The sequence below is a fragment of the Shinella sp. HY16 genome, assembly GCF_028534175.1.
GTDB lineage: Bacteria > Pseudomonadota > Alphaproteobacteria > Rhizobiales > Rhizobiaceae > Shinella.
Window position 1 is genome coordinate 1,405,902 of sequence record NZ_JAHYXL010000001.1, and the last position, 26,476, is coordinate 1,432,377.

A 26,476-nucleotide genomic window follows, 5' to 3' on the forward strand; every position below is an offset into this window, starting at 1 on the left:
TCGCCCGGTGTGCTTCACACCGGGCGATTTTGCTCCCATATGTGAGCCTCACGACGATGGCCGGGATTCTCTTCCCGCCGTTGCCCGAAAAGAAGCTGGAGCGCCGCGTATCGTCTCAAGGTGCGCAAAGGTCGCGATAGTCTTTTGAATCTGCCACATAATTCCTGAGTTCACTTTCGATCTCAGGAATTATGTGGTGCGGTGAGGCCGGGATTGCTTGACAATCCGCGTTTCAACCGGTTTAGGCTCCATCCGCCCGCTTTGCTGCACCGGCAGAGGGGCAAGACGAATTTCAGCATGTGCCATCGGTCCGAGGAGGGGCGAGGGGACGTGCCAACGGATCAGCCAATCCGGACCTGGCCGGGCTTACCGCCGCCGGATCGGCTTCGCGGAGAAATGCATGGCTTCGGCAGCGGAACAACTTGCCTCTAATCTCAACTTCTCGACCTTCTCGAAAGCAGAAGATCTGAAGAAGCGTCTCTGGTTCACGCTGGGCGCGCTGCTCGTCTATCGCCTCGGCACCTATATCCCGTTGCCGGGTCTCAACCCCGAAGCCTTCGCGCAGGCCTTCCGCGGCCAGGCGAGCGGCATTCTCGGCCTCTTCAACATGTTCTCCGGCGGCGCCGTCGAGCGCATGGCGATCTTCGCGCTCGGCATCATGCCGTATATTTCCGCCTCGATCATCGTGCAGCTGATGACCTCGGTCGTTCCGTCGCTGGAGCAGCTGAAGAAGGAAGGCGAGCAGGGCCGCAAGATCATCAATCAGTACACGCGCTACGGCACGGTGCTGCTCGGCACGCTGCAGGCTTACGGCATCGCCGTCGGCCTTGAGAGCGGGGCAGGACTCGTCAACGATCCGGGCTGGTTCTTCCGTATCTCCACCGTCATCTCGCTGCTCGGTGGCACCATGTTCCTGATGTGGCTGGGTGAACAGATCACCTCGCGCGGCATCGGCAACGGTATTTCGCTGATCATCTTCGCCGGTATCGTTGCGGCCCTTCCGGGCGCGCTGGCTGGCACGCTTGAGCTCAGCCGCACCGGTGCGCTCTCGATCGGCGTCGTTATCGCCGTCGTGGTCATGGCCGTCGGCGTCATCGCGCTCATCGTCTTCGTCGAACGTGCCCAGCGCCGGCTTCTGATCCAGTATCCGAAGCGACAGGTCGGCAACCGCATGTTCCAGGGCGATACCTCGCACCTGCCGCTGAAGCTCAACACCGCGGGCGTCATTCCGGCGATCTTCGCCTCCTCGCTGCTGCTGCTGCCGGCAACGCTGGCCGGGTTCTCGAACACGTCTGAGCTGCCGTCCTGGGCAACGACGGTCATCGCCGCCCTCGGCCACGGCCAGCCGCTCTACATGCTGCTCTATGCGGGCATGATTGCGTTCTTCGCCTTCTTCTACACGGCCATCGTCTTCAATCCGAAGGACACGGCCGACAATCTGAAGAAGCATGGCGGCTTCATTCCGGGTATCCGCCCGGGCGAACGCACCGCCGAATATATCGATTACGTGCTGACCCGCATCACGGTCATCGGCGCGCTCTATCTTGTCTTCGTTTGTATCCTTCCCGAAATTCTCATCGCGCAGACCGGGGTCCCATTCTACCTTGGTGGTACGTCGCTTTTGATTGTTGTCAGCGTGACCTTGGATACTGTAGCACAGATACAGGGCCACCTGATTGCTCAGCAGTATGAGGGGCTGATCAAGAAGTCGAAGCTGCGTGGAGGTAAGAGGGGACGATGAGACTGATTTTTCTGGGACCGCCGGGCGCTGGCAAGGGGACACAGGCCAAGCTTCTGACGGAGAAGCACGGTATTCCGCAGCTCTCCACGGGTGACATGTTGCGGGCGGCTGTCGCCGCCGGCACGGATGTCGGCAAGCGCGCCAAGGCCGTCATGGATGCCGGCCAGCTCGTTTCCGACGCCATCGTCAACGAGATCGTGTCTGACCGAATCGATTCGGCCGACTGTGCCAAGGGCTTCATCCTTGATGGCTATCCGCGCACGGTTCCGCAGGCTGAGGCTCTCGACCAGATTCTCGCCGGCAAGGGCATCGCCCTCGACGCCGTGATCGAGCTGAAGGTCGACGAGGATGCGCTGGTCAAGCGCATGGAGACCCGCGTGGCCGAGACGATCGCCGCGGGCGGCACGGTCCGTTCCGACGACAATCCGGAAGCCTTCAAGCGCCGCTTGACGGAATACCGCGAAAAGACTGCGCCGCTGTCGACCTACTACGCGTCGACCGGCAAGCTCCAGACGGTCGACGGCATGGCCAATGTCGACAAGGTGACGGCGGAGATCGCCGGAATCCTGGAGAACGCCTGAGATCAGGCGAAAAAGGACCGGCCGGGAGTTGACTTTTTCGGCCGATTCCCCTTATGACAGCGCCAACTCGCGACATACCATTGCGATCGGCGCGGATTTCACAAGAACGAAGTCCGGGTACGGTCGTTTTCGACATGTCCCGAACCTCAATTGAACAGCGGCCTTCTCGGTCGTATCGAATGAAGAAAACCACTTGCCGGATGGCAACTGGAAGCAAGGAGAACAGGCGTGGCACGTATCGCTGGCGTCAACATCCCGACCGCGAAGCGCGTAGTCATCGCGCTGACCTATATCCACGGGATCGGCCCGAAGTTTGCACAGGAAATCATCGAGAAGGTCGGTATTCCGTCCGATCGTCGCGTACACCAGCTGACGGACGCAGAAATCCTGCAGATCCGCGAAGCCATCGACCGTGACTACCAGGTCGAAGGTGACCTGCGTCGCGAAACCTCGATGAACATCAAGCGCCTCATGGACCTCGGTTGCTACCGCGGTCTGCGTCACCGTCGTGGCCTTCCGGTCCGCGGTCAGCGCACGCACACCAATGCCCGCACCCGCAAGGGCCCGGCAAAGGCCATCGCAGGCAAGAAGAAGTAATTTCCCGGAAACGGGGAGTGGGAGGCTGGCGCTTCGCGCCGGCCTCTTTTGAGTTTCGAGCGGGACCTTGCTTTTCATTGAGGTCGAGGCCCCGGTCGGTGGAGCTGCTGGTATTACGGCAGTGACGATATCGCCGCACGCGATGCCTTTGGGCCGGGTGCAAATTTTATTCAGGGCCAAGGGTTTCGACCCGGCCCGGTGGAGCCGCTGGAACTACGGCGGTGTCGAGATCAACGAAAGGACTACCCATGGCCAAGGAAGCCGCACGCGTCCGCCGTCGCGAACGCAAGAACATCACCTCGGGTGTTGCTCACGTCAATTCTTCGTTCAACAACACGATGATCACCATCACCGACGCACAGGGCAACGCCATTGCCTGGTCGTCGGCCGGTGCAAAGGGCTTCAAGGGTTCGCGCAAGTCGACCCCGTTTGCCGCCCAGATCGCTGCTGAAGACTGCGCCAAGAAGGCCCAGGAACACGGCATGAAGTCGCTGGAAGTCGAAGTCTGCGGTCCGGGTTCCGGCCGCGAGTCGGCTCTGCGCGCCCTCCAGGCTGCCGGCTTCATGATCACGTCCATCCGCGACGTGACCCCGATCCCGCACAACGGTTGCCGCCCGCGCAAGAAGCGTCGCGTCTGATCACCGCATTCGAATTGCCGCGGAAGCCGGGTGACGGCTTCCGTGGATCTTCAGGGCTCGGCCGCCACGATTGGATGGTGGCGGCGAACGGAAGGCAAAACATATGATCCAGAAAAACTGGCAGGAACTGATCAAGCCGAACAAGGTGGAGTTCTCCTCCTCCGGCCGCACCAAGGCAAGCCTTGTTGCCGAGCCGCTGGAGCGTGGCTTCGGCCTGACGCTCGGCAACGCGCTGCGTCGCGTTCTCCTGTCGTCGCTGCGCGGTGCGGCTGTTACCGCCGTGCAGATCGACGGCGTGCTGCACGAGTTCTCGTCGATCCCGGGCGTCCGGGAAGACGTGACCGATATCGTGCTGAACATCAAGGAAATCGCCATCAAGATGGATGGCGACGATTCCAAGCGTATGGTCGTGCGCAAGCAGGGTCCGGGCGTCGTGACGGCTGGTGACATCCAGACGGTCGGCGACATCGAGATCCTGAACCCGAACCATGTCATCTGCACCCTCGACGAGGGCGCGGAAATCCGCATGGAGTTCACGGTCAACAACGGCAAGGGTTATGTCCCGGCCGACCGCAACCGTTCCGAAGACGCGCCGATCGGCCTCATCCCGGTCGACAGCCTTTATTCGCCGGTCAAGAAAGTGTCCTACAAGGTGGAAAACACCCGTGAAGGCCAGGTTCTCGACTACGACAAGCTGACGATGACCATCGAGACCGATGGTTCCGTCACGGGCGAAGATGCGATCGCGTTTGCGGCCCGCATCCTCCAGGATCAGCTCTCGGTCTTCGTCAATTTCGACGAGCCGCAGAAGGAAGCCGAAGAGGAATCGGTCACCGAACTGGCGTTCAACCCGGCACTCCTCAAGAAGGTCGACGAACTGGAACTTTCCGTCCGTTCGGCGAACTGCCTGAAGAACGACAACATCGTCTATATCGGCGATCTCATTCAGAAGACCGAAGCCGAAATGCTTCGCACTCCGAATTTTGGTCGCAAGTCGCTGAACGAAATCAAGGAAGTTCTCGCTTCCATGGGCCTGCACCTCGGCATGGAAGTGCCGGCATGGCCGCCCGAGAACATCGAAGATCTCGCCAAGCGCTACGAAGACCAGTATTAACACCATCAAACGGCAGGCAACTGCCTGCATGTGAAGGAGAATAGAGATGCGCCACCAGAATTCCGGTCGCAAACTCAACCGTACCGCCAGCCACCGCAAGGCGATGTTCGCCAACATGGCTGCTTCGCTCATCCAGCATGAGCAGATCGTCACTACCCTGCCGAAGGCGAAGGAAATTCGCCCGATCGTCGAGAAGCTCGTCACCCTCGGCAAGCGCGGCGACCTGCACGCTCGCCGTCAGGCGATCTCGCAGATCCGCGACGTCGCCGTCGTTTCGAAGCTGTTCGACGCGATCGCAACGCGCTACGCCAGCCGTAACGGTGGCTACCTGCGCATCATGAAGGCCGGCTACCGCCATGGCGACAACGCCCCGCTCGCCGTCATCGAGTTCGTTGACCGCGACGTCGACGCCAAGGGCGCAGCCGACAAGGCTCGCGTTGCTGCTGAAGCAGACGCTGCCGAAGCCGCCTGATCGAAAAAGCGTCCTCACTGGACGTCTTGAAGCCGGACGCGAAAGCGCCCGGCTTTTTCTTTGCGCAAATGCCGCCTGCAAGGTTCCGGAAACCATGTCCCTAGGCATTGTCTTCAGCCCTCGGCTCTAAACTTTTCGCGAAGTTTAATCGAGTTCGAGTGATGGCCGAGAATTTCGCATTCCTGCTGCCGGTGGTTCTTACCTTGTTCGGCGTGGCGTTTTTCATCGTCGCGCGTTTCGGCAACCGCGCCGCCCTGTTCTGGGCCGGCGGTTATCTCTGTGCAGCCCTCGGTTTCCTTGCGCCGCTTCTGCAGGCTGTCGCGCCCGTGCCCATGGTCGCGATGACGGCAGATGCTGCGTTCCTCAGCGCCTTCCTCTTCTACAGTCATGGCCTGGCCACCCATTTCGACGCGCCCCGTCATCTCGTTCTCCGCCTCGGCATCGCAGCCACCGCCTACGGCGCCATCGCCTACGCCGTGTTCGTCGCGCAAAGCCTGCGCGTCGAACTCTTCGTCAGCGACATCGCCTGCAGCCTTCTGCTTGCAACAGCCTTGCTGTCCTCCTGGCGCCGGGCGGCCACATGGGTGGACCGCGCGCTGCTCGGCGCCGTTGTCTTCGTCATGATTGAGACGACGGTGCGCACGATCGTTTTCTTCGTCATGGCGGGCAGTCTTGCCATGGATGCCTTTATCGGCTCGCCCTACGCCTTCGTCATGCAGGTCACGGCGACGATCGGCGCATTGCTTTTGGCTCTGACGGCGCTTGCCTCGGTGGCGTTGCGGATCGTCGAGCGGTACCGCAAGGCGTCGGAGGAGGATCCGTTGACCGGTCTCCTCAACCGTCGCGGCTTCGAGCAGCTTCTTGGCGCAAACGGGCACGCGGGCAAAAACGAGGCCGCCATCGTCGTCGCCGATATCGACTGGTTCAAGTCGATCAACGACCGGTTCGGACACGCAGCCGGGGACGAGGCGATCCGCGAGGTGGCCGACCTCCTGCGCGCGCTCGCCTGGCCGGGCGTGGCGGTCGCCCGCTTCGGCGGAGAGGAGTTCATCGCCTATCTGCCGAACTGCCGCCTGCAAGACGCCCATATGCTCGCAAACACGGTGCGTCTGGCCTTGTCGGAACGCGATCTCGGCCGTATCGGTATCGACCGCTCGATCACCGCGAGTTTTGGCGTTGCGGTCACGGCTGCCGGCGATCATACGATCCATGATGCGATCAGCCGCGCCGACCGCTTGCTCTATCTTGCCAAGAGCAATGGCCGGAACCGCGTCGTCAGCAGTCCGGCGGATGTCCCGCAGCAGGCTGGACCCAAGCTCTTCGTGATCAGGGACGAGGCGAGCGGCCCGGGGCGCGCGTCCTAAGGCAATGTCACACGGCAAGCCTCAAGCCGAGCGCTCCTGCCCGCGAAATGCGGAGGCGCGTGCCTTTCCGCCTCTGCCGCCGCGGATCATCGGCCGCACCAGCCGATAGAGGAGAAGCAGCGCCACAAGTCCGATATAGGTCCAGGGCTCCAGCCCCACGACCTTCACCGACATGGCGAAATGCAGCGCACCGGCGGCGGCGATGACATAGACCAGCCTGTGCAGCTTCACCCAGCGCATGCCGAGCCGACGGATTGACCAGTTGTTGGACGTCAACGCCAGTGGAATGAGCAGCGCGAAGGCGGCCATGCCGATGGTGATGAAGGGCCGCTTGGCGATGTCGACGAGAATCGCCGGGAAATTCAGATACTGGTCGAGCAGCATGTAGGTGAGGAAGTGCATCAGCACGTACCAGAACGCCAGGAGCCCGAGCGCCCGGCGGTAGCGCACCCAATTGATGGCGAAGAGATCGCGGATAGGCGTGATGGCGAGCGTGGCGATGAAGAAGCGCAGCGCCCAGAGGCCGAGCAGGTGCTCGAATTCCTTGACCGGATTGCCGGGCAGGCGCCCCGTTGCGCCGAGCCAGAAGCCCCAGGCCGCCGGCAGGAGACCGACGGCATACAGCAGCCAGATCGAGGCCGCGTGGTATTTGCGGGGCAGGGTGGGCAGGCTCGCCATCAGTAGTTCGCCCTGAGATCCATACCGCTGTAAAGACCGGAAACCTCCTCGGCATAGCCGTTGAAGGGCAGGGTCGGCCGCCGGTTGGCGCCGAAGAAGCCGCCTTCGCCGATGCGGTTTTCGCTTGCCTGGCTCCAGCGTGGATGATCGACCTCCGGGTTCACATTGGCATAGAAGCCATATTCGCTCGGCGCGGCGAGGTTCCAGGTGGAGGGCGGCTGCTTGTCGGTGAGCGTGATCTTGACGATCGACTTGATGCCCTTGAAGCCGTACTTCCACGGCACGACGAGGCGGATCGGCGCGCCGTTCTGATTCGGCAACGTCTTGCCGTAGACGCCGACGGAGAGGATCGCCAGCGGGTGGCGTGCCTCGTCCAGTCTCAACCCCTCGACATAGGGCCAGGGCAGCGACTGGAAATAGCCGGATTGGCCGGGCATTTCCTCAGGCCGGACGATTGTTTCGAAGGCGACGTATTTTGCGTCGCCAAGCGGCTCCACCTTGTCGAGCAGCGCGGAGAGCGGAAAGCCGACCCAGGGAATGACCATCGACCATGCCTCCACGCAGCGCATGCGGTAGACCCGATCTTCCAGCGGCAGGGAAAGCAGCTCTTCCAACCCGAATTCCTTCGGCTTGCCGACGAGCCCGTCGACCTTCACCGTCCAGGGCGTCGGTTTGAACTTTTCCGAGTTGGCGAGCGGGTCGCCCTTGCCCAAGCCGAACTCATAGAAGTTGTTGTAGCTGGTCACATCCTTTTCGGGCGTCAGTGCCTCGTCCACCGCATAGGGCGATTTCGACGCCTTCAGCGCTTCCGCGAAGGCGGGGGCGCCGGATGCCAGGAGCGCTCCGCCCGCCGCCGCCAGAAACGAGCGGCGCCCGAGGAAACAGCGTTCCGGCGTGATCTGCGACGCGGGGATGCGGGGCGGGCGGTAGAGAGACATGGCGGGGCTCGATCTGTTGCGTTGTTTTCCCTGGTACCTACGTAAACGCGGTCCGTGTTGTTTCAACGGCGGCGAAAGATTTGCAGTGACCACATTTTCGTGCGCGCTGCGTGAGATCGCCGCGATCGACGCGCCGCCACGCGGTTTGCCTTTTTTCCCGCGAAATCCTATCTGATCGTGACGCAGAAACGAAGGAGACTCGTCCATGCCGAACGTCCGCATCCTGCTTGCCGCCCCGCTTGCCTTTGCTCTCGCCCTTGCGGCGCCCGCAAGGGCCGAGGAGCGCACCGTGCCGCAATCGCGCACGGAAATGCAGCTCTCCTTCGCGCCGCTGGTCAAGCAGGTCGAAAACGCGGTGGTCAATGTCTACGCCGAGCGCGTCGTCGAGCGCCGCTCGATCTTCGACGGCGATCCCTTCTTCGAGGAGTTCTTCGGCCAGCGCATGCCGAATCGCAGCGAAAAGCAATCCTCGCTCGGGTCGGGCGTCATCGTCGGGGCCAAGGGCATCGTCGTGACGAACAACCATGTCATCGAGGGGGCGAGCGATATCAAGATCGCGCTCGCGGACGGCCGTGAATATGAGAGCACCGTGGTGCTGAAGGACGAGCGCGTCGACCTTGCCGTCCTGAAGATCAAGGCGGATGTGGATTTCACCGCGCTGCCGCTCGGCGACAGCGACGCGGTGCAGGTCGGCGACCTGGTGCTTGCCATCGGCAATCCGTTCGGCGTCGGCCAGACGGTGACGAGCGGCATCGTCTCGGCGCTCGCCCGCAACCAGGTCCGTTCCGGCGATTTCGGCTTCTTCATCCAGACGGACGCTTCGATCAATCCCGGCAATTCCGGCGGCGGCCTCATCAACATGAACGGCGAGCTGATCGGCATCAACACCGCGATCTTCTCGCGCGGCGGCGGCTCGAACGGCGTCGGTTTCGCCATTCCGGCCAATCTGGTGAAGACCTTCATCGCTAGTGCCGAAAACGGCAGCTCCACCTTCGATCGCCCCTTCATCGGGGCCACCTTCGATCCCGTGACCTCCGAGGTTGCCGAGGCGCTTGGCCTCGATCGTGCCCGTGGTGCGCTGGTTTCGCAGGTGCAGGCCGGCAGCCCGGCGGAGAAGGCGGGCATGAAGCCGGGGCAGGTCGTCACCGCCGTCAATGGTGTTCCCGTCGAACATCCCGACGCCCTCGGCTATCGCCTCACCACGGTCGGCATTGGCGGCACGGCGCGCATCACGGTCGTCGCCAATGGCAAGGAGGAGGAGCTGACGCTCTCGCTCGACCGTGCGCCCGAGACGACGCCGCGCGACGAGCGGCTGATCGAGGGGCGCAACCCCTTCTCCGGCGCGATCGTCGCCAACCTTTCGCCGCGCGTGGCCGAAGACCTGCGCATGCCGACCAACCGGACCACGACGGGCGTCGTCGTTACCGAGGTCAATCGCGGCTCGCCGGCAGCGCGCATCGGTCTCCAGCCGCGCGACATCATCATTGCGCTCAACGGCACCGAAGTCGCCTCCACCGAAATCCTCGCCTCGCTCGTCACCGAGGACCCGTCCATCTGGCGCGTCGAGATCGAGCGTGACGGCCAGCGCATTCGCCAGTTCTTCCGATGAGTGACCTCTTCGCCCCGCGTGAACCCGAGGAGATGGCGGCAAAACGGCCCCTGGCCGATCGGCTGCGTCCCCGCACGCTGGGCGAAGTCTCCGGGCAGGACCATCTGACGGGGCCCGACGGCGTGCTGTCGCGCATGATCGAGGCCGGCTCGCTCGGCTCGATGATCTTCTGGGGGCCGCCCGGCACCGGCAAGACGACGGTGGCGCGGCTGCTTTCCGGCGAGACCGGTCTCGCCTTCGAGCAGATCTCCGCCATCTTCTCCGGCGTCGCCGATCTCAAGAAGGTTTTCGAATCCGCCCGGCAACGCCGTATGGGCGGGCGCCAGACCCTGCTCTTCGTCGACGAGATCCATCGCTTCAACCGTGCCCAGCAGGACAGCTTCCTGCCGGTCATGGAGGACGGCACCATCGTGCTCGTCGGCGCGACGACGGAGAATCCGTCCTTCGAACTCAACGCCGCGCTTCTCTCCCGCGCCCGCGTGCTCACCTTCAAGCCGCATGACGAGGAGAGCCTCGAAGAGCTGCTGAAGCGCGCCGAGGTGGTCGAGGAGAAGCCGCTGCCACTCGACGAGGAAGCGCGTGCTTCGCTGCTGCGCATGGCCGACGGCGACGGGCGGGCGGTGCTGACGCTTGCCGAGGAGGTATGGCGCGCCGCGCGTTCCGGCGAGACCTTCGGGCAGGACGATCTCTTCCGTATCGTCCAGCGCCGCGCCCCGGTCTATGACAAGTCGCAGGACGGCCACTACAATCTCATCTCCGCGCTGCATAAGGCGGTGCGTGGTTCCGATCCGGATGCGGCGCTCTATTATCTGACCCGCATGCTGGATGCCGGCGAGGATCCGCTGTTTCTTTGCCGCCGCATGGTGCGCATGGCGGTGGAGGATATCGGCCTTGCCGATCCGCAGGCACTCGCCGTCTGCAATGCCGCCAAGGATGCCTATGATTTCCTCGGCTCGCCGGAGGGAGAGCTGGCGCTGGCGCAGGCCTGTATCTACCTCGCCACCGCGCCGAAATCGAATGCGGTCTATGTCGCCTACAAATCGGCGATGCGTGCGGCAAAGGAGAACGGCTCGCTGCTACCGCCCAAACACATCCTCAACGCGCCGACCAAGCTGATGAAGGGCGAAGGGTATGGCGATGGATATCGCTACGATCACGATGAGCCGGATGCCTTTTCCGGGCAGGACTATTTCCCGGAGAAGATGGGCCGGAAAACCTTCTACGACCCGCCCGAGCGCGGCTTCGAACGCGAGCTGAAGAAGCGGCTGGAATGGTGGGCGAAGTTGCGCCGGGAGCGGGGCTGACGACCGCAGCGCCCGTCAGGAGGCGGCGCTGAAGCGCTGCACGGGCTTTTGCGGTGCGGCCGGCACGACCTTGATCGACGATTCGGCCTTGCCGGGATGCCCCTCCATGTCGACCACCACATGCCAGTGGCCGTTGTCCGGAATTTTCAGCCGGACCGGGGACTGCTTGGCGACGCCACCCAGGAACTTGTGCTGGCGGGCATTCTTGAACAGGTCGAAATTGCCGTGGCTCATCAGTCGCACATTGGCGATGGCCGAAAGCGTGATCTCGATCACCGTCCCGGCACGCTGCATGTCGAGATCGTAGTGCGTGTAGGAGAAGCTGTGTGCCATGGTCTGCCCGGGTGTATCTGGTTTGGCGCTAATGTTCGCATGCCCGGGTTAACGTTCCCTTCCGCGGCGACCCGGTACCTCTTCCGAAAATAAAGAAGCCTTTTCAAATCGTTGACGCCGAAAGCGGATTCAATCCGGCAGGCACTTGAATCATCCTCTCAGGCATCTTCTGAAATTTTTTTCGTGCTGTCGGGGTGAAGCATCCCGCCGCGTCCTTGGTGCATGACGCCGGCGGGGCCGCCGGCGGGAACCCGAGGAGACAGACATGCCGAAGATGACCATCATAACCCTTCTGACCGCCGCCCTTGCCGCCTTCGCCCCCCTTGCGGCGCAGGCGGAGACGGTATCCGAAAACCCGCTGCAGGGCGAAGCCGGCAAACCGGACAAGGCCGGCCACCTGACCGTGAACGGCATCGATTACTATTACGAGATCCGCGGCGAGGGCGAGCCGCTGCTCCTGCTGCATGGCGGCCTCGGTCAGATCGAGATGTTCGGCGCCAACCTCAAGACGCTGCAGGAGAAGCGCCAGGTGATCGGCGTCGATCTGCAGGGCCATGGCCGCACGCCGCTCGGCACGCGGCCGATCGACCTTCCTGCCATCGGCGCCGACATGGCCGAGCTTGTCGAAAAGCTCGGCTACGACAAGGTCGATGTGCTCGGCTATTCCTTCGGCGGCGGCGTCGCGCTGCACATGGCCGCCGTCGCGCCGGACAGAGTGCGCCGTCTCGTCATCGCCTCCGCACCCTTCGCCAGGAACGGCTTCTTCCCGGAAATGCTGCCGCAGCAGGCGGCGGTGTCCGGGGCCATGGCCGAGATGATGAAGGAGACGCCGATGTACAAGTCCTATGCCGCCGTTGCGCCCGATGTTTCCGCGTTCCCGAAACTGCTCGATGCCATGGGGGCGGCGATGCGGGTGGACTACGACGCATCGGATGCGGTGGCCAAGCTCGCCATGCCCGTCATGCTGGTCTTCGGCGACAGCGACATGATCCGCCCGGAACACATCGTCGAATTCTACCAGAAACTCGGCGGCGGGCTGAAGGATGCGGGCTGGATGCGGGAGCACATGTCAAAGAACCGTCTCGCCATCCTGCCGGGGCTGACGCATTACGAGATCTTTGCAGCACCCGCACTCGTCAGCACGGCCCTGCCTTTCCTCGACGGTCAGAGTATCACGCAAAGCTGGGCCGGGCAGGTGAACGGCGAATAATCGAAGACGAGAAGCCCGGATGCATGGGAACGCATCCGGGCTTCTTCGCGTCCGTGAGGCCGTCTGCCAGCGGCGGCCGCACATCGATCGACCCCAGATCGGGGGCGCCGGCTAGTGGCAGACGCGGACGCGTTTGATGATCAGGTTGCCGTAGTAGTCGTAGGTCTTGATCTTCTTGATGAAGCAGGCCGGCTGGTAGTCATAGCCGTAGTAACCGGCCTGCGACGGAGCTGCGAAGCTTGCGACGGCGGTAAAGGCGATGGCGGCGGCAAGGAGGAGGTTGCGCATATCGGTGTCCCTTCTGGTTCGGTTGGGATGGTTCGTTCCATCCAGTGACCGAACCTTCGCATGGGACGGTTCTGCGCGCTGTTCCATGCGGAACAGGACCTATGCCAGCGTCTCCGTGAAGGCCTTCACGGTCTTCGCCATGGTGGCGAGGTGGTCGGCGGCGGAAAAGCCGGAAACGCTCTTGCGCGGCTTCAGGTCGTGGTCGCCGTCCTCCAGCCAGAGAAGGCGGATGCGCTCCGGAAGATTGTAGGCGGCAACCTCGTCCCGGGTGCCGAAGGGATCGCGCGTGCCCTGGCAGATCAGCGCCGGCGTTGCCAGCGTCATCAGATGCGCCGTGCGCAGTTGCGCAGGTTTTTCCGGCGGGTGGAACGGATAACCGAGGCAAACGAGGCCGGCGATTCGGCCCCCGGCGAAAAGATCATCCGCCACCATGCTGGCGATGCGTCCGCCCATCGATTTGCCGCCGATGACCAGCCGTCCCTTTGCCGCCAGATCGGCGACGGCGGCGCGAAATTCCGGGTTCAGCGTTTCTGCCTTCGGTGGCGGCCGGCGGCTGCCCTGGCTGCGGCGCGCCGCCATGTAGGAAAATTCGAAGCGCGCGACGCGCAGGCCCTCGGCGGCGAGGGCATCGGCTGCCGCATTCATTGCCGCCGAATCCATCGGCGCGCCGCTGCCATGGGCAAGAAGCAGGGTAACGGCAGCGTCTTCCGGGCCCGTGAAGAGAAAGGGTGTGCTCATTGCTGGTCGGGTTCTTCCTGGTCGGGGCGGGGCATGGACGCCCCGCCGTTCACTTGGCGTGGTCCCTTGCGTCGCCCGGAGCGATGGGATCGCTGGCGGGAAAGGTTTCTTCCAGCGCCTCTTCCAGATAGTCGTCCTGCTCGGCTTCGGCCGTCTTCCGCTTCTGCCGGGCGCGCTCTTCCTCGAGCGATGCTCTGGGACTGTCCTTTTCCGTCGGCATGGTTGGTCTCCCTCAAAGTGGCCTGCGCCTAAGATAGGGTGTTTTTCCACCCGGGCGAGGGGTCAGTTTTCCGGTAGCGCCAGTTCGGCGATGACGGGCAGGTGGTTGGACCCGAAGTTCGGGCCGACGCGGCGCGCCCGCACCGAGATATCCGGGGAGACGGCGATATGGTCGATCGACGCCCCGATATAGGCGACCGTCTCGATTCTCTGGCTGAACCGCGTGGCGGGCTGCAGCCAGCCGCCCGCGGTGGAGGCAAGGCCGGCCTGCTTGAGGAAGGTGCGGAAGAAGGGCGACCAGGTCGGCGTGTTCCAGTCGCCCGCGACGATGACCGGCGCTCTTTCGAGATCGCCGCGCACCGCATCGGCAGCGGCCGAAAGATAGGCATTGCGATCGCGCCACTGCCAGAGCCGGCGCGGTGTTTCGGGATGGAAGGCATAGAGGAAGAGCGGCTTGCCGCGCATGTCCAGTTCCATTCGCAGCGGCTGCTTGTAGGCGCGCTCCTCGGTAAAGGCACGTTTCAGCTCGGTCTCCGCGCGGATCGGCAGGCTGGAGAAGACCTTGATGGCATCGCGCTCGCGCGCATCCGAGCTGCTTTCGTAGGGATAGAGGCCGGCCGCGGACAGGGCCTGCTCCCAGCGCGCGGTCGTCTCTTCCAGAACGACGATATCGGGCTTTTCCGCGCGCAGCAGTGCGATGAAGACGGCCGGATCCTCTTCGTTCTCCACGAAGAGATTGGCGGTCAGCACCTTCAGGCCGCCGGTGGCGACAGAGGTGCGGGCGGTCGGCACGTCGGCGGCGGGGATCAGCGCCACCGCAAGGCCGACCCCCGCGATCACGATCGCCTTCATGCGGCGCGTCACCAGCGCCGCAACGACAAGCAGGCTGCCGGCGGCGATGATATAGGGCCAGGCGAAGGTGAGGAGATCGACGAGCCAGAACCGGTCGGCGGCCAGCACGACGATGCTGACGGCGAAGAGATAGGCAATGACGCCCGGCAGGACGAGCACGCGGTACGTCAGGGCAATCGGCCCACGGCGCGGTGCTATCGGCATCGACTGTTCCTTCTGCATCACGGGATTCGGGTCAGGTCGATTCCCGTAACGGGAGGATTGCATGTACCCTGCGCATCCCGTGACGGCAATGATATCGTGGAAGGCGGCGCGTGCAGGCGCGGAAAAGTTTGCGTCGGCGGCCAGCGCTCGCGCGAAAACGCACGTCGGCATTCCCGCGCATGGGAGCCGGATTTTGCCTGGTGTTTCGGACGGGGCGCTGGAAGGTGCCGCATCTGAAAGTATGTGTATGGCGCCTTCAGCGCCCCGTTCAGCGGTTTTTGCCCGCAACTCCGGTCTCTCTGCAAAGGCCGGGGCGATGGATGGTGTTCGCCGGTTTCCGGAAGGAGGCCGTTTCCGTTCTGTCATCCGCCATCGCTCGCCATGGCAATCACGGACGGAAGGTTTTGCCTTCCGGACGGTCTCATCCCGGCGGACGATGCCGACGCATCCGCCAGACCGGCCCCCTTGTGTGCCGCACAGGCACGCCCGGCGCGCCGTTCGGGGCATGAAGCGGAAGGCTCGGTCCGACGCCCGCCGCTTCCCCCGTGTCGCCGGAGGGAGACCATTTTCCGCAGGCCCCTTGGGCGACGGCCTACGTCCGTCCCTCGCCAAAAGCGCCGACCCCGCCTCGCCACGACGCCTCGCGGTGTATCCGTGGCGGGATGGGGGATTGTAGGCACGAATGAAGGAGGCGGGGAAAATGCGGGGGCGGGTTTTCTGCGAAGGTCGGGCAAAAAAATACCCCGGCAAACTGCCGGGGTACCGTGTTTCGTTATTGGCCTGTGCCGGCAGCCTTAGCTGCAGCCGCTTGTCGCGCCGCAGGTGTCGCACTTCTCGCAGGTGCCGTTGCGCACCATCGTGAAGTTCTGGCACTCCGAGCACATGTTGCCGGTGTAGCCCTGCGCGATGGAGCGCATGCGGCGTTCGTTTTCCAGCTTCTTGGCATCGGCCTTGGCGCTGGCGGCTTCGGCGGCGGCCTTGTCGGAGAAGAGGGCGGTGACGCTCTGGGCGCCTTCATCCGCGACCTCTTCGGCGATTTCTTCCGCAAGCTCAGTCGCGCGCTCCTCGTAATCGCGCTTGAAGGCGACGATTTCGTGGGTGGAGATCGCCGTCGTCGGCTCGATCTTGCGGGCGGCATTGCCGGCGAACGAGGTGACGTTGCTGCCGGAAGACGCCTTGGCGGGGGCGGCGGTGGCCGCGCCCTTCGGCTCGGAGAGCTGGCGCTCGCCGCCCTGGCCGCCCTGGATCAGCGTCGGCTTGTGGCCGCGCGTCCAGCCGGTCGAGAACGGGTTGGTCTTGCCTTCCTGGATGCCCTTGCCGAGCGCCGTGTTCGAGAAGTCCGACTGGTCGACATGCGCGAGGTCGTGACGGCCGAGATAGGAAACGGCGAGTTCGCGGAAGACGTAGTCGAGGATCGACGTCGCGTTCTTGATCGCGTCGTTGCCCTGGACCATGCCGGCCGGCTCGAACTTGGTGAAGGTGAAGGCCTCCACGTACTCCTCAAGCGGCACGCCGTACTGGAGACCCAGCGAGATGGCGATGGCGAAATTGTTCATCATCGCACGGAAGGCGGCGCCTTCCTTGTGCATGTCGATGAAGATCTCGCCGAGGCGGCCGTCGCCGAATTCGCCGGTGCGCAGATAGACCTTGTGACCGCCGACGACGGCCTTCTGGGTGTAACCCTGGCGGCGGTTCGGCAGTTTTTCCCGGTCGCGCACGACGCGCTCGATGATGCGCTCGACGATCTTTTCGGTGACCGTGACGGCCTGGGCAGCCGCCGGAGCGGCGACCAGGGCTTCCACTGCATCGTCCTCGTCGTTCTCGTCCTCGATCAGCGAGGCGTTGAGCGGCTGGGACAGCTTGGAACCGTCGCGGTAGAGGGCGTTGGCCTTCAGCGCGAGCTTCCAGGAGAGCATGTAGGCGTTCTTGCAATCCTCGACGGTCGCCTCGTTCGGCATGTTGATCGTCTTGGAAATGGCGCCCGAGATGAACGGCTGGGCGGCCGCCATCATGCGGATGTGGCTTTCGACCGAGAGGTAGCGCTTGCCGATCTTACCGCAGGGATTGGCGCAATCGAAGACCGGCAGGTGCTCCTTCTTGAGGAAGGGCGCGCCTTCGAGGGTCATCGCACCGCAAACGTGGATGTTGGCGGCTTCGATGTCCTTCTTCGAGAAGCCGATATGCTCCAGGAGGTTGAAGGACATGTCGGAAAGCTGCTCGTCCGAGACCTTCAGCACGTCCTTCAGGAAGTCGGCGCCGAGCGTCCACTGGTTGAAGGCGAACTTGATGTCGAAGGCGGACTTCAGGCCGGCATTGACGGCTTCGATCTTGTCATCCGGAAAACCCTTGGCCTTCAGAGAGCCGGGGTTGACGGCGGGCGCCTGATTGAAGTTGCCATGGCCGACCGCATAGGCCTCGATCTCGGCGATCTGGCTTTCCGAATAGCCGAGCGTGCGCAGCGCTTCCGGAACGGCGCGGTTGATGATCTTGAAGTAACCGCCGCCGGCGAGCTTCTTGAATTTCACCAGCGCGAAGTCGGGCTCGATGCCGGTCGTGTCGCAGTCCATGACGAGGCCGATCGTGCCGGTCGGCGCGATGACGGTCGTCTGGGCGTTGCGGTAGCCGTGCTTTTCGCCGAGGTCGACGGCCTTGTCCCAGGCAGCCTTGGCGTGGACGATCAGGGTCTGGTCCGGGCACTCGCCATGAATGAGGGCGACCGGGTTGACCGAGAGGGCCTCATAGCCGGTGGTTTCGCCATAGGCGGCACGACGGTGGTTGCGCATGACGCGCAGCATGTTGTCGCGGTTCGGCTCGAAGTTCGGGAACGGGCCGAGCTCGCTCGCCATTTCGGCGGAGGTCGCATAGGAGACGCCCGTCATGATGGCGGTCAGCGCACCGGCAATGGCGCGGCCTTCCGTCGAATCGTACGGAATGCCCGAGGACATCAGGAGGCCGCCGATATTGGCGTAGCCGAGGCCGAGCGTGCGGTACTCGTAGGAGCGCTCGGCGATCTGGCGCGAGGGAAACTGCGCCATCATGACCGAGACTTCGAGCACGATGGTCCAGAGGCGGACGGCGTGTTCGTAGTCGGCGATGTTGATGTTCTTGGTGGCCGCATCCTTGAACTGAAGCAGGTTCAGTGAGGCGAGGTTGCAGGCGGTGTCGTCGAGGAACATGTATTCCGAGCACGGGTTCGAGGCGCGGATCGGGCCCGCGGCCGGCGATGTGTGCCAGTCGTTCATCGTCGTGTTGAAGTGCAGGCCCGGATCGGCCGACGCCCAGGCGGCGTAGGAGATCTGCTCCCAGAGGTCGCGGGCCTTCAGCGTCTTCATGACCTTGCCGTCCTTGCGGGCGGTGAGGTTCCAGTCGCCGTCATTCTCCACGGCGCGCAGGAAGTCGTCCTTCAGCGAAACCGAGTTGTTGGAGTTCTGGCCGGAGACGGTGAGGTAGGCTTCCGAATCCCAGTCCGTATCGTAGGTCTTGAACTCGAGGTCCTTGTAGCCCTGCTTGGCGAACTGGATGACGCGCTTGATGTAGTTTTCCGGAACCTGGCTCTTCTTGGCAGCGCGGATTTCGCGCTTGAGGGCCGGGTTTTCCGCCGGGTCGTAGCAACGGTCGCCCTCGGCCGAGCAGTTGACGCAGGCCTTCATGATGGCCTTGAGGTGGCCGGCGACGATCTTCGAGCCGGTGACGAGGGCCGCAACCTTCTGCTCTTCCTTGACCTTCCAGTTGATGTAGGCCTCGATATCCGGGTGATCGATATCGACCACGACCATCTTGGCCGCACGGCGCGTCGTGCCGCCGGACTTGATGGCGCCCGCCGCACGGTCGCCGATCTTCAGGAAGCTCATCAGGCCGGAGGAGCGGCCGCCGCCCGACAGCTTTTCGCCTTCGCCGCGCAGATGGGAGAAGTTGGAGCCGGTGCCCGAGCCGTACTTGAACAGGCGGGCTTCACGCACCCACAGGTCCATGATGCCGTTTTCGTTGACGAGGTCGTCCTCGACCGACTGGATGAAGCAGGCATGCGGCTGGGGATGCTCGTAGGCGGACTTGGACTTGACGAGCTTGCCCGTGAAGGGGTCGACATAGAAATGGCCCTGGCCGGGTCCGTCGATGCCATAGGCCCAGTGCAGGCCGGTGTTGAACCACTGCGGCGAGTTCGGGGCGACGCGCTGCGTGGCGAGCATATAGGCGAGTTCGTCCTTGAAGGCGGCAGCGTCTTCTTCGGAAGCGAAATACTTGCCCTTCCAGCCCCAGTAGGTCCAGGTGCCGGCGAGACGGTCAAAAACCTGGCGCGCGTCGGTTTCCGAGCCGAAGCGCTCACCTTCGGGGAGCGCCTTCAAGGCTTCGGTATCCGGCACGGAGCGCCACAGGAACGAGGGAACGTCGTTTTCCTCGACCTTCTTCAGGCGCGCAGGCACGCCCGCCTTGCGGAAGTATTTCTGCGCGAGGATGTCGGCGGCGACCTGGGAGAACTGGGCCGGCACGTCGATATCCGCGAGGCGGAAGACGATGGAACCATCCGGGTTCTTGATTTCGCTGGTGGCCTTGCGGAATTCGATCTCCGCATAGGCCGACTGGCCAGGTTTGGTGAAACGACGTTCTATGCGCATTGTCCGTTGTCCTTCGCTGCCGCATCCTGCCTCAAAACAGGGCGCAAATTATCCCCGTCCGGCCGCAACTGCTTGCAGCCAGCCCAAATCGTCCAGTCCGTGCGGGAAAGCCGATCGATCTCGGCCTCCTGTATCTTGTGCTGAGTATGGCTGCAAATACTAAATATAGTATCAACAGGTTCTTTTTTCCAGCCCAGTCGGCTGCGTTGGCGTCTCAGGAAAACGAGCGCGAAAAAACCCGTGCAGCGAGCGGATCATCCACCCGGCCACATGCGCATGATACGCGATTTCATGATGAGAACCGACCTCGTAACACTACGGTCCAGTCGCCGCCGCAACTTGGATTTCATTAACCTCATCTGGCCGATTCCCGTCAAGGGCTGGTTTATGAAGGAAGTTTGAACGCTACATCTTGTGCCTGCCGGCTGTGGAAAACGGGGACGATGCCGGATGCCTGAAAAATCAGCGGGTTCGGGGCAAAAGCACAGGCGGCGCTGCACGCGACTGTGGAAAAGCGAGAAAAATTACAGGTAAATTTAGAGGGTCTTTTCCATCCCACGACTTCAGGGAATAGCCATCCGGGCGGAGTTGTGATCCGTGGATAAAGTGATTCCCTTCCGTAACGTCAAAGCGCGTCGAGATTGACCCCGACGGTGATGGCGCCGATGACGGCGCCGGTCGCCGGATCGCGGATCGGCAGGCTCGCCTGGGACTGCATGAGCTGGGTGGAGTCGTCCCGGTCCGGCTCATCGATGTGAAGATGGCCGGCGCGGAAGCTCTTCTGCCACTTCGCCTCGTCGCCCTGCCAGTAGTCGGAGGTGATGTCGCTCTGGCCGACATTCAGGCCGCGGTTGTCCATCACGAAGATTTCGGTGATGAGGCCTTCCGCCGCGCGCTGGCGGCCCTTGAGATAGAGCGAGAGGGGATTGGAGAGCTGCGCCTCGATCATCGGGCGGTCGGCACGCGAGAGCTCGCGGCGCCAGCGGGCGTCGAGATCGTCGATCTCCGCCTGGCTGAGCCCGGCATGGGCGGCATTCTGGGCGATGATGGCATTGAGGATCGCCGGCTCGTCCAGCCAGGGGCGGACGCTCTCGTCGATGAATTCGGCGACCGCGGTGGTCCGCACGTCCTGCTGCGCGACGGCCTTTGCGCCGAAGACGAGCGCGCCGGTGAGAACTGCCGCGAATGCCGGCCTTGCGTAGCGCATCCGTGCCATGCCTCCCGTCACCGCGCCGATGCGGTGAACATAAGCACTATCTTTGGCAGGAATTGCGGAAAGATTAAGCCGGCGGGTACGCTTGCGCATCCACCGGCCATCGACGAAAAAAATGCCAAATCAGTATGTTGTGTCGCAACCTGAAGGACGTTTCACGCTGCCGCGGATAGAGGGCTCAGCCGCGCGTGCCCTTGGCGATCGGCTCCTGGTAGGTGAAGCCCATGTCCCAGGGGAAATAGATCCAGGTGTCCTGGCTGACCTCGGTGACGAAGGTATCGACCAGCGGGCGGCCCTTCGGCTTGGCATAGACGGCGGCAAAATGCGCCTTCGGCAGCATGGCACGCACCTGCGCCGCGGTCTTGCCGGTATCCGTCAGGTCGTCGACGATGAGAATGCCTTCGCCGCCTTCCTTGGTCAGTTCCGGCGAGATGCCCTTCAGCACATGCATGTCGCCCTGCGAGACATAGTCGTGATAGGAGGCGACGCAAACGGTCTCGATGAGGCGAATATTGAGTTCGCGCGAGATGACGGCGGCCGGCACGAGGCCGCCGCGGGTGATGCAGACGATCGCCCGCCATTCCCGTCCGCCGTCCGCCAGCCGCCAGGCAAGCGCGCGCGCGTCACGATGAAACTGATCCCAGGATACGGGGAAGGCTTTGTCGGGCAGCGACATGGCGGGCTCCTGATAGGCAGAAAAAGAAGATTCATCCTCTGTACTGCAACTCGCTGCCCAAGAAAATCGCCATGGCGGCAACGGGACCGGGGCATCCACAAGGAAGTCGGGCAGGGTGGCCGCCAAAAGGGGCGCTCTGGAATTGCACTGTCACTATGCCACTCCCATCTGTTTGCTGCATGACACAGGAGAACGACATGGAGCGCGACAGTGAGGATGGCCGCCAATTCCGCATCGAGCCGGGGCTCAGGCCGGAGCATCGCGGGATCGCCGCTTCAGGATATTGGGAGGCCTTTTCCCGCAAGCTGCGTTATCCCCTCGGCCCACGGCAAAAAGCGGTAGCCTTCATCGAGCGGATGCTCAATCCCAGCCATGCGCTGAGCGCCGTTTCGGTGGATGGCGGTTTTCTGGGCGTTGCCGGGTTCAAGACGCCGGACGGCGCCTTTGTCGGCGGCGGCCTGTCGGATATGGCGAAGGTCTACGGCTGGCTCGGGGGATCTGCCCGGGCGCTGCTGATCAGCCTGCTGGAGCGGCCCTGCGAGCCGGATACGCTTCTCATGGACGGCATCTTCGTGCGGCCGGAGGCGCGCAGCCTCGGTGTCGGCTCGGCCCTGCTGGATGCGCTGGAGCATCGCGCGGCAGAGGCGGGATTGAAACGGGTGCGGCTCGATGTCATCGACGAGAACCCGCGGGCCCGGGCGCTTTACGCCCGGCGCGGGTTCGAGGCCGTCTCGACCGTCTCGCTCGGATTCCTGAAACCGGTCTTCGGATTCGGAGCGGCGACGACGATGGTCAAACCGGTCGTTTGAGAGGCGGCAAGGAAGGCAGGCCCGCCTCCTTCGTCTCAGCGTGACATCAGCGTCGGCACGCGGGCATAGCGCATCATGGCGCTGGTGACGCCGCCGAAAAGGCGCTGGCGCAGCCTCGAATGGCTGTAAGCCCCCATGACGATGAGGCCGGCATCGATTTCCGTCGCGCGCCGGTTCAGCGCCTCGGCCACCGAGTGGCCATCGGAAGCACCCGACGTGACCGTGGTCTTGATGCCGTGACGGGCAAGCGTTGCCGCAAGCTCGGCGCCGCAGAAGTCGCGCGACTGCATGACGTTCTCCGGCGGATCGACGGTAAAAATCTCGACCTCCTTCGCGCCTGTCAGGAAGGGCAGGGCGTCGAAGGCGGCGCGTGCCGATTCGCGCGAGCCGTTCCAGGCAAGCAGCACGCGGTCGATGGGCGCCGGGCCGGCCGGGGCATTGGAGACGAGGTAGACCGGGCGGCCGCTCTCGTAGAGCAGGTCCTCGATGTCCTCGCGCGCCGGGCCGTCTAGATCGGGGTCGAACTGGCCGGCAATGACGATGTCGGCGCCGCGCGCGCTGTCGATGATCCCGGCGGAGGCATAGCCGGCGGTGCCGGTGAAGAGACGCCACTCATAGGAGATGTCGTCGCGCTCGCAGCGCGACTTGAAGGCCTGCTCGACCTCCCGGGACTGTTGCTGCGCCCGCTCCTGCAGGTCGAGAACGGCGTTCGGGTCGGGATATTCCATCGGCGCGATCAGCGTGACCACGACCGGCGTTTCCGCATGGATGCCGATGACGTGAGCGCCGGTCTTGCGCGCAAGGGCAAGCGCATTATCCGTCACCTTGCCGGCGTCCTCGGCGGCGCTCAGCACCGCCACGATGGTCTTGTAGGTCATTTCGGCCTCCTGTTCTGGGTCGATGGAAGCATGCGCCTGCCGCTTTCGTCAAACCTTGATCGGGATCAAGACGCGGCCTTGGCCGCGGCGATTTCGGCAATCATCTGAAGTATATCACGTTCGGCGGCTTCCGCCGGGGCTTCTTCGCGGCTGCGGATGACGATTTCGGTCGAGAAGCGGTTTTCGCTGAAGCGCGGATAGGAGCCGATGCTGGTTTCGGGATGCTTCTTCTGGATACCGGCCAGCGCGCTGCCGATGTCGCCTTCGCCGAAGGGCGAGGCGACCGAGCGCGAGAGCATCGGAACGCCGCCCTCAAGGGTCGGCACCACGGTGCCGAGCATGGCGGTGAAGACCTGCGGCACGCCGGCCATGACATAGACATTGCCGATGTGGAAGCCCGGCGCCGTCGAGACGGCATTCTCGATATGGACAGCGCCTTCCGGCATGCGCGCCATGCGCCGGCGCGCCGCGTTGAACTCGACGCCGCGGCGCTCGTACATGGCGCCGAGCAGCTGCATGGCGAGCGGGTCGTGCAGGCAGGGCACGCCGAAGGCCTTGGAAATGGCGTCCGCCGTGATGTCGTCATGGGTCGGGCCGATGCCGCCGGACGTGAAGACATAGGTATAGCGGGCGCGCAGCGCATTCAGCGCCTCGACGATCGCGTCCTCGTCGTCGCCGACGATGCGCACCTCCTTCAGGTCGATGCCGGCGAGGAAGAGCATGTCGGCGAGCTGGCCGATATTCTTGTCCTTGGTGCGCCCGGAGAGCAGTTCGTCGCCGATGGCGAGCATGGCGGCGGTGGCGATGGGACGGGAACTCATGGGCGCTCTCTGTAGTTCGGACAGAAATGCCGACCGAAGGCGCGGCATTGTCAATGGTGGGTGAACAGTCTGTCGACCGGGCAACCGCTGGGGCATTGCCACTCCGAAGTGCTACATCCAACGCGACGCCGCGATCAAGCGGAAAGGCATCATCGAAACAGGAGACGACGATGGCAAAAGTACTGGTTCTCTACTACTCGGCCTACGGCCATATCGAAGCCATGGCCTATGCGGTCGCGGAAGGTGCGAAATCGGCCGGTGCCGAGGTGACCGTCAAGCGCGTTCCGGAACTGGTGCCGGAAGACGTGGCGAAGGCTTCGCATTTCAAGCTCGACCAGAAGGCCGAGATCGCCACGGTGGCGGAACTTGCCGACTATGACGCGATCATCGTCGGAGCCGGCACGCGCTTCGGCACGGTCGCCTCGCAGATGCGCAATTTCTGGGATCAGACCGGCGGCCTCTGGGCGCAGGGCAAGCTCGTCGGCAAGGTCGGCTCGGTCTTCACCTCCTCGGCCACGCAGCACGGCGGCCAGGAATCGACCATCCTCGGCTTCATCCCGACACTGCTGCATCACGGCCTTGTCGTCGCCGGCCTGCCTTACGCTTTCCAGGGCCAGATGGGTGTGGAAGCCGTCAAGGGCGGCTCGCCTTACGGTTCCTCGACGATCACCGACGGCGACGGCTCGCGCCAGCCTTCGGAAATCGAACTGGACGCCGCCCGCTTCCAGGGCGCCCATGTCGCCAAGATCGCGGCAAAACTCTCGGCCTGATGTTCTCCTGAAACATCGCCGATGAAGAAGGGTGCGGCCACATCAGGTCCGCGCCCTTTTTTGCGCGCCGCGATATGCTCGCCTCAGAAACCACGCGAATCGGCGGTACCGATTTGCGGCAGGACGAGGGGGGCTTGGTCAGAATGGAGCCGGCTGATTTCAAGGGTGCGAAGATCGCCCTTATTTGCGACGGTCACCTTATCGCCTATCAGCGCGACGACAAGGCCGACATCCCGTTTCCCGACATGTGGGACCTGCCCGGCGGCGGCCGGGAAATGGATGAGACGCCGATGGACTGCGCCCTTCGCGAAACCTGGGAGGAGTTCGGCATCAGGGTCGATCGTTCGTCGGTCGTATGGGAGCGCTATTATCCGGCCGAGCGACCTGACGCGCCCGGCAGCTACTTTCATGTCGCCCATCTCGACGGTGGTTTCGGTACGGTCGCTTTCGGTGACGAGGGTCAGCGCTGGGAGATCATGTCGATAGCCCGTTTTCTCGACCATCCCCATGTCGTCGGACACCTGAAGGTCCGGCTGCGCCACTATCTATCCGAGATGGAGGCCAATTGAGAAGCCGGAGCCATTTGGTGCGGGCGGCGGGGATCGAACCCGCACAGCCAAGGCCGAGGGATTTTAAGTCCCTTGCGTCTACCAGTTTCGCCACGCCCGCGTAGCTCGCTTTTCGGAAAGTCGGGCCGCTTCGTCAATAGGGTGAAGTGGAGAGTCTTAGCCAAAATGATTCGCACCTTGCCAGGGAGGGAAAGACAATGCCGATTCCCGTTTCGGTCGCCTGCTGCGCCTTTTCCGGCAAGCGTTCTCGGGAATGTGCCGGCCCTGCAACACATCGTCGTTTCCGGTCACGCCCGCGAGACGCAATCTAGGGGCGATCTCTTGCCTTGTAGAAAAACTTTCGCTTTTTTAGCGTCCAATGTTTCAACGCGGGGCACATTGGGGGCGTAAATGAAATTTCCAAAATATCTGACGAAGGCCTATCTGCAGAAGACCTACGGTTCGCTGAACGGTGTCGGTGATTTCACCGTCAAGCTGACCAAGTACAGCCTGACGTCCACGACGCTGAAGGCGACCGTCGAGATCGACAGCAGCTTCGGCGACAGCACGACCGATATCCTGATGAAGATCGGCAAGACGACGACGAGCCTTTCGGTGAAGGTGCAGGGCGAAGGCTACAGCAGCACGCTGGCCTATTCCACTGCGCAGACGAAGGCCGGCTTCACCATCAAGGGCACCTATACCGACAGCTTCAACACCAAGATGAACTACAGCCTCAACCTCGAGAAGGATGGGGATTTCAGCAAGTTCAAGCTGGTCTATGCACTCGGCACCGAGAAGATGACCATCACCTCGACGAAGATTTCCGGTGACGTGGTGACGTTCAAGGCGGTGGACGGCGACGGCGACGTGATCGGCACGGCCAAGCTGAACCTCAAGTCCTATGGCGAGTACTACGACAAGAGCGACAAGTACTTCTTCGAATCGGCCAAGACCGCCGAGCTCTTCGCCAAGCTCCAGCTCAAGTTCACCGGCGTGAAGAAGGCTGGCGAGCCGGCGGACGAGGATCACGGGGGCGGCGATGCCTTCGTGTTCAAGAAGGCGGCGGCAGCCGGCAACGATCACGCCGATGCGGGTTTTGCCGCCCGGCCTTTTGCCATCGATGACGCTTCGGCGACGTCGGGTTCCGACGATTTCGATTTTACGGCGTCCGACTTCGGGCAGCCGGTCCATGCGCTCAAGCACGCGCCGGATCTCTTCTGATCCGGATTTGAAAAGGCAGGAACAGGAACGGCGGAAGCGGCAAC

Annotated in this window: 26 protein-coding genes and 1 tRNA gene; 14 read left to right on the plus strand and 13 right to left on the minus strand. The window is 63.3% G+C overall.

Features of this window, described 5'->3' with window-relative positions; translation table 11 throughout:
- Positions 1–400 precede the first annotated feature (400 nt).
- The 7 genes from secY (at position 401) to K0P03_RS07025 (ending at position 6,507) form a co-directional block, all read left to right on the plus strand.
- Complete coding sequence (gene secY, locus K0P03_RS06995; RefSeq protein WP_024270445.1) at positions 401–1,741, plus strand: preprotein translocase subunit SecY; 1,341 nt, start codon at positions 401–403, stop codon at positions 1,739–1,741.
- Positions 1,738–2,322, plus strand: a complete 585-nt coding sequence (locus tag K0P03_RS07000) for an adenylate kinase (protein WP_272789202.1) — start codon at positions 1,738–1,740, stop codon at positions 2,320–2,322. The genes secY and K0P03_RS07000 overlap by 4 nt, the downstream gene beginning before the upstream one ends.
- Before the next feature lie 228 nt (positions 2,323–2,550).
- A complete protein-coding gene (rpsM, locus tag K0P03_RS07005; protein ID WP_024270447.1) occupies positions 2,551–2,919 on the plus strand; it encodes a 30S ribosomal protein S13 in 369 nt (122 codons plus the stop codon).
- A 248-nt stretch (positions 2,920–3,167) separates the two neighbouring features.
- A complete protein-coding gene (gene rpsK, locus K0P03_RS07010) occupies positions 3,168–3,557 on the plus strand; it encodes a 30S ribosomal protein S11 (RefSeq protein ID WP_023513823.1) in 390 nt (129 codons plus the stop codon).
- Positions 3,558–3,660: 103 nt separating this feature from the next.
- Complete coding sequence (locus K0P03_RS07015; protein WP_024270448.1) at positions 3,661–4,671, plus strand: DNA-directed RNA polymerase subunit alpha; 1,011 nt, start codon at positions 3,661–3,663, stop codon at positions 4,669–4,671.
- 46 nt (positions 4,672–4,717) lie between these two features.
- On the plus strand, positions 4,718–5,143 hold the full coding sequence (rplQ, locus tag K0P03_RS07020) for a 50S ribosomal protein L17 (RefSeq protein WP_023517174.1): 426 nt from the start codon (positions 4,718–4,720) through the stop codon (positions 5,141–5,143).
- A gap of 161 nt (positions 5,144–5,304) precedes the next feature.
- Complete coding sequence (locus K0P03_RS07025) at positions 5,305–6,507, plus strand: GGDEF domain-containing protein (RefSeq protein ID WP_272789203.1); 1,203 nt, start codon at positions 5,305–5,307, stop codon at positions 6,505–6,507.
- Between the two features lie 21 nt (positions 6,508–6,528).
- Here the strand turns inward: K0P03_RS07025 and msrQ are convergent, their stop codons facing one another.
- On the minus strand, positions 6,529–7,185 hold the full coding sequence (msrQ, locus tag K0P03_RS07030; RefSeq protein ID WP_272789204.1) for a protein-methionine-sulfoxide reductase heme-binding subunit MsrQ: 657 nt from the start codon (positions 7,183–7,185) through the stop codon (positions 6,529–6,531).
- Positions 7,185–8,123: a protein-methionine-sulfoxide reductase catalytic subunit MsrP gene (gene msrP / locus K0P03_RS07035; RefSeq protein WP_272789205.1), complete on the minus strand. Its 939-nt coding sequence runs from the start codon at positions 8,121–8,123 to the stop codon at positions 7,185–7,187. The genes msrQ and msrP overlap by 1 nt, the downstream gene beginning before the upstream one ends.
- Positions 8,124–8,328: 205 nt before the next feature.
- Between msrP and K0P03_RS07040 the strand changes: the two genes are divergently transcribed.
- Both K0P03_RS07040 and K0P03_RS07045 read left to right on the plus strand, forming a co-directional pair.
- Complete coding sequence (locus K0P03_RS07040; RefSeq protein WP_272789206.1) at positions 8,329–9,732, plus strand: DegQ family serine endoprotease; 1,404 nt, start codon at positions 8,329–8,331, stop codon at positions 9,730–9,732.
- A complete protein-coding gene (locus K0P03_RS07045; RefSeq protein ID WP_130520924.1) occupies positions 9,729–11,036 on the plus strand; it encodes a replication-associated recombination protein A in 1,308 nt (435 codons plus the stop codon). Before K0P03_RS07040 ends, K0P03_RS07045 begins: the two co-directional genes overlap by 4 nt.
- 15 nt (positions 11,037–11,051) lie before the next feature.
- On the opposite strand, the gene K0P03_RS07050 is transcribed toward K0P03_RS07045, so the two are convergent.
- Positions 11,052–11,369 (minus strand): DUF1883 domain-containing protein, encoded by a 318-nt coding sequence (locus K0P03_RS07050; protein ID WP_050743084.1) that lies wholly within the window; start codon positions 11,367–11,369, stop codon positions 11,052–11,054.
- Positions 11,370–11,634: 265 nt separating this feature from the next.
- On the opposite strand from K0P03_RS07050, the gene K0P03_RS07055 reads away from it, so the two are divergent.
- On the plus strand, positions 11,635–12,579 hold the full coding sequence (locus tag K0P03_RS07055) for an alpha/beta fold hydrolase (RefSeq protein ID WP_272789207.1): 945 nt from the start codon (positions 11,635–11,637) through the stop codon (positions 12,577–12,579).
- A 111-nt stretch (positions 12,580–12,690) separates the two neighbouring features.
- Here the strand turns inward: K0P03_RS07055 and K0P03_RS07060 are convergent, their stop codons facing one another.
- From K0P03_RS07060 to gpt, 7 genes are all read right to left on the minus strand, one after another.
- Positions 12,691–12,867 carry a hypothetical protein gene (locus K0P03_RS07060; RefSeq protein ID WP_272789208.1) on the minus strand — a complete coding sequence of 59 codons (177 nt, stop codon included), beginning with the start codon at positions 12,865–12,867 and terminating at the stop codon, positions 12,691–12,693.
- A gap of 99 nt (positions 12,868–12,966) precedes the next feature.
- Complete coding sequence (locus K0P03_RS07065; RefSeq protein ID WP_272789209.1) at positions 12,967–13,605, minus strand: alpha/beta hydrolase family protein; 639 nt, start codon at positions 13,603–13,605, stop codon at positions 12,967–12,969.
- A 49-nt stretch (positions 13,606–13,654) separates the two neighbouring features.
- A complete protein-coding gene (locus K0P03_RS07070; RefSeq protein ID WP_023513763.1) occupies positions 13,655–13,825 on the minus strand; it encodes a hypothetical protein in 171 nt (56 codons plus the stop codon).
- Positions 13,826–13,887: 62 nt separating this feature from the next.
- A complete protein-coding gene (locus tag K0P03_RS07075; RefSeq protein WP_272789210.1) occupies positions 13,888–14,880 on the minus strand; it encodes an endonuclease/exonuclease/phosphatase family protein in 993 nt (330 codons plus the stop codon).
- A 794-nt stretch (positions 14,881–15,674) separates the two neighbouring features.
- Positions 15,675–19,493, minus strand: coding sequence for a vitamin B12-dependent ribonucleotide reductase (locus K0P03_RS07080; RefSeq protein ID WP_272789211.1), 3,819 nt, complete (start codon positions 19,491–19,493; stop codon positions 15,675–15,677).
- 625 nt (positions 19,494–20,118) lie between these two features.
- Complete coding sequence (locus K0P03_RS07085) at positions 20,119–20,700, minus strand: hypothetical protein (RefSeq protein WP_272789212.1); 582 nt, start codon at positions 20,698–20,700, stop codon at positions 20,119–20,121.
- Between the two features lie 184 nt (positions 20,701–20,884).
- Complete coding sequence (gpt, locus tag K0P03_RS07090; protein WP_023516881.1) at positions 20,885–21,382, minus strand: xanthine phosphoribosyltransferase; 498 nt, start codon at positions 21,380–21,382, stop codon at positions 20,885–20,887.
- 197 nt (positions 21,383–21,579) lie between these two features.
- On the opposite strand from gpt, the gene K0P03_RS07095 reads away from it, so the two are divergent.
- Positions 21,580–22,191, plus strand: coding sequence for a GNAT family N-acetyltransferase (locus K0P03_RS07095; protein WP_272789213.1), 612 nt, complete (start codon positions 21,580–21,582; stop codon positions 22,189–22,191).
- A 35-nt stretch (positions 22,192–22,226) separates the two neighbouring features.
- Here K0P03_RS07095 and K0P03_RS07100 read toward each other — a convergent pair whose 3' ends face one another.
- Together K0P03_RS07100 and K0P03_RS07105 are read right to left on the minus strand one after the other, a co-directional pair.
- A complete protein-coding gene (locus K0P03_RS07100) occupies positions 22,227–23,069 on the minus strand; it encodes a universal stress protein (protein WP_272789214.1) in 843 nt (280 codons plus the stop codon).
- A 65-nt stretch (positions 23,070–23,134) separates the two neighbouring features.
- A complete protein-coding gene (locus K0P03_RS07105; RefSeq protein ID WP_272789215.1) occupies positions 23,135–23,890 on the minus strand; it encodes a competence/damage-inducible protein A in 756 nt (251 codons plus the stop codon).
- Positions 23,891–24,060: 170 nt separating this feature from the next.
- Here K0P03_RS07105 and wrbA point away from each other — a divergent pair, with 170 nt between their 5' ends.
- Both wrbA and K0P03_RS07115 read left to right on the plus strand, forming a co-directional pair.
- Positions 24,061–24,660, plus strand: a complete 600-nt coding sequence (gene wrbA / locus K0P03_RS07110; RefSeq protein WP_023516885.1) for an NAD(P)H:quinone oxidoreductase type IV — start codon at positions 24,061–24,063, stop codon at positions 24,658–24,660.
- Positions 24,661–24,803: 143 nt separating this feature from the next.
- A complete protein-coding gene (locus K0P03_RS07115; RefSeq protein WP_050743167.1) occupies positions 24,804–25,229 on the plus strand; it encodes an NUDIX hydrolase in 426 nt (141 codons plus the stop codon).
- 15 nt (positions 25,230–25,244) lie between these two features.
- Here the strand turns inward: K0P03_RS07115 and K0P03_RS07120 are convergent.
- A tRNA-Leu gene (locus K0P03_RS07120) sits at positions 25,245–25,329 on the minus strand.
- 290 nt (positions 25,330–25,619) lie between these two features.
- On the opposite strand from K0P03_RS07120, the gene K0P03_RS07125 reads away from it, so the two are divergent.
- Positions 25,620–26,432 (plus strand): hypothetical protein, encoded by an 813-nt coding sequence (locus tag K0P03_RS07125; protein WP_272789216.1) that lies wholly within the window; start codon positions 25,620–25,622, stop codon positions 26,430–26,432.
- The last annotated feature ends 44 nt before the right edge of the window (positions 26,433–26,476 follow it).

Excerpts from the sequence above, each read along its gene's own strand:
- secY (WP_024270445.1), top strand. The coding sequence starts at position 401 with ATGGCTTCGGCAGCGGAACAACTTGCCTCTAATCTCAACTTCTCGACC.
- K0P03_RS07000 (WP_272789202.1), top strand. The coding sequence starts at position 1,738 with ATGAGACTGATTTTTCTGGGACCGCCGGGCGCTGGCAAGGGGACACAG.
- rpsK (WP_023513823.1), top strand. The coding sequence starts at position 3,168 with ATGGCCAAGGAAGCCGCACGCGTCCGCCGTCGCGAACGCAAGAACATC.
- K0P03_RS07015 (WP_024270448.1), top strand. The coding sequence starts at position 3,661 with ATGATCCAGAAAAACTGGCAGGAACTGATCAAGCCGAACAAGGTGGAG.
- rplQ (WP_023517174.1), top strand. The coding sequence starts at position 4,718 with ATGCGCCACCAGAATTCCGGTCGCAAACTCAACCGTACCGCCAGCCAC.
- K0P03_RS07025 (WP_272789203.1), top strand. The coding sequence starts at position 5,305 with ATGGCCGAGAATTTCGCATTCCTGCTGCCGGTGGTTCTTACCTTGTTC.
- msrQ (WP_272789204.1), bottom strand. The coding sequence starts at position 7,185 with ATGGCGAGCCTGCCCACCCTGCCCCGCAAATACCACGCGGCCTCGATC.
- msrP (WP_272789205.1), bottom strand. The coding sequence starts at position 8,123 with ATGTCTCTCTACCGCCCGCCCCGCATCCCCGCGTCGCAGATCACGCCG.
- K0P03_RS07040 (WP_272789206.1), top strand. The coding sequence starts at position 8,329 with ATGCCGAACGTCCGCATCCTGCTTGCCGCCCCGCTTGCCTTTGCTCTC.
- K0P03_RS07045 (WP_130520924.1), top strand. The coding sequence starts at position 9,729 with ATGAGTGACCTCTTCGCCCCGCGTGAACCCGAGGAGATGGCGGCAAAA.
- K0P03_RS07050 (WP_050743084.1), bottom strand. The coding sequence starts at position 11,369 with ATGGCACACAGCTTCTCCTACACGCACTACGATCTCGACATGCAGCGT.
- K0P03_RS07055 (WP_272789207.1), top strand. The coding sequence starts at position 11,635 with ATGCCGAAGATGACCATCATAACCCTTCTGACCGCCGCCCTTGCCGCC.
- K0P03_RS07060 (WP_272789208.1), bottom strand. The coding sequence starts at position 12,867 with ATGCGCAACCTCCTCCTTGCCGCCGCCATCGCCTTTACCGCCGTCGCA.
- K0P03_RS07065 (WP_272789209.1), bottom strand. The coding sequence starts at position 13,605 with ATGAGCACACCCTTTCTCTTCACGGGCCCGGAAGACGCTGCCGTTACC.
- K0P03_RS07070 (WP_023513763.1), bottom strand. The coding sequence starts at position 13,825 with ATGCCGACGGAAAAGGACAGTCCCAGAGCATCGCTCGAGGAAGAGCGC.
- K0P03_RS07075 (WP_272789210.1), bottom strand. The coding sequence starts at position 14,880 with ATGCCGATAGCACCGCGCCGTGGGCCGATTGCCCTGACGTACCGCGTG.
- K0P03_RS07080 (WP_272789211.1), bottom strand. The coding sequence starts at position 19,493 with ATGCGCATAGAACGTCGTTTCACCAAACCTGGCCAGTCGGCCTATGCG.
- K0P03_RS07085 (WP_272789212.1), bottom strand. The coding sequence starts at position 20,700 with ATGCGCTACGCAAGGCCGGCATTCGCGGCAGTTCTCACCGGCGCGCTC.
- gpt (WP_023516881.1), bottom strand. The coding sequence starts at position 21,382 with ATGTCGCTGCCCGACAAAGCCTTCCCCGTATCCTGGGATCAGTTTCAT.
- K0P03_RS07095 (WP_272789213.1), top strand. The coding sequence starts at position 21,580 with ATGGAGCGCGACAGTGAGGATGGCCGCCAATTCCGCATCGAGCCGGGG.
- K0P03_RS07100 (WP_272789214.1), bottom strand. The coding sequence starts at position 23,069 with ATGACCTACAAGACCATCGTGGCGGTGCTGAGCGCCGCCGAGGACGCC.
- K0P03_RS07105 (WP_272789215.1), bottom strand. The coding sequence starts at position 23,890 with ATGAGTTCCCGTCCCATCGCCACCGCCGCCATGCTCGCCATCGGCGAC.
- wrbA (WP_023516885.1), top strand. The coding sequence starts at position 24,061 with ATGGCAAAAGTACTGGTTCTCTACTACTCGGCCTACGGCCATATCGAA.
- K0P03_RS07115 (WP_050743167.1), top strand. The coding sequence starts at position 24,804 with ATGGAGCCGGCTGATTTCAAGGGTGCGAAGATCGCCCTTATTTGCGAC.
- K0P03_RS07125 (WP_272789216.1), top strand. The coding sequence starts at position 25,620 with ATGAAATTTCCAAAATATCTGACGAAGGCCTATCTGCAGAAGACCTAC.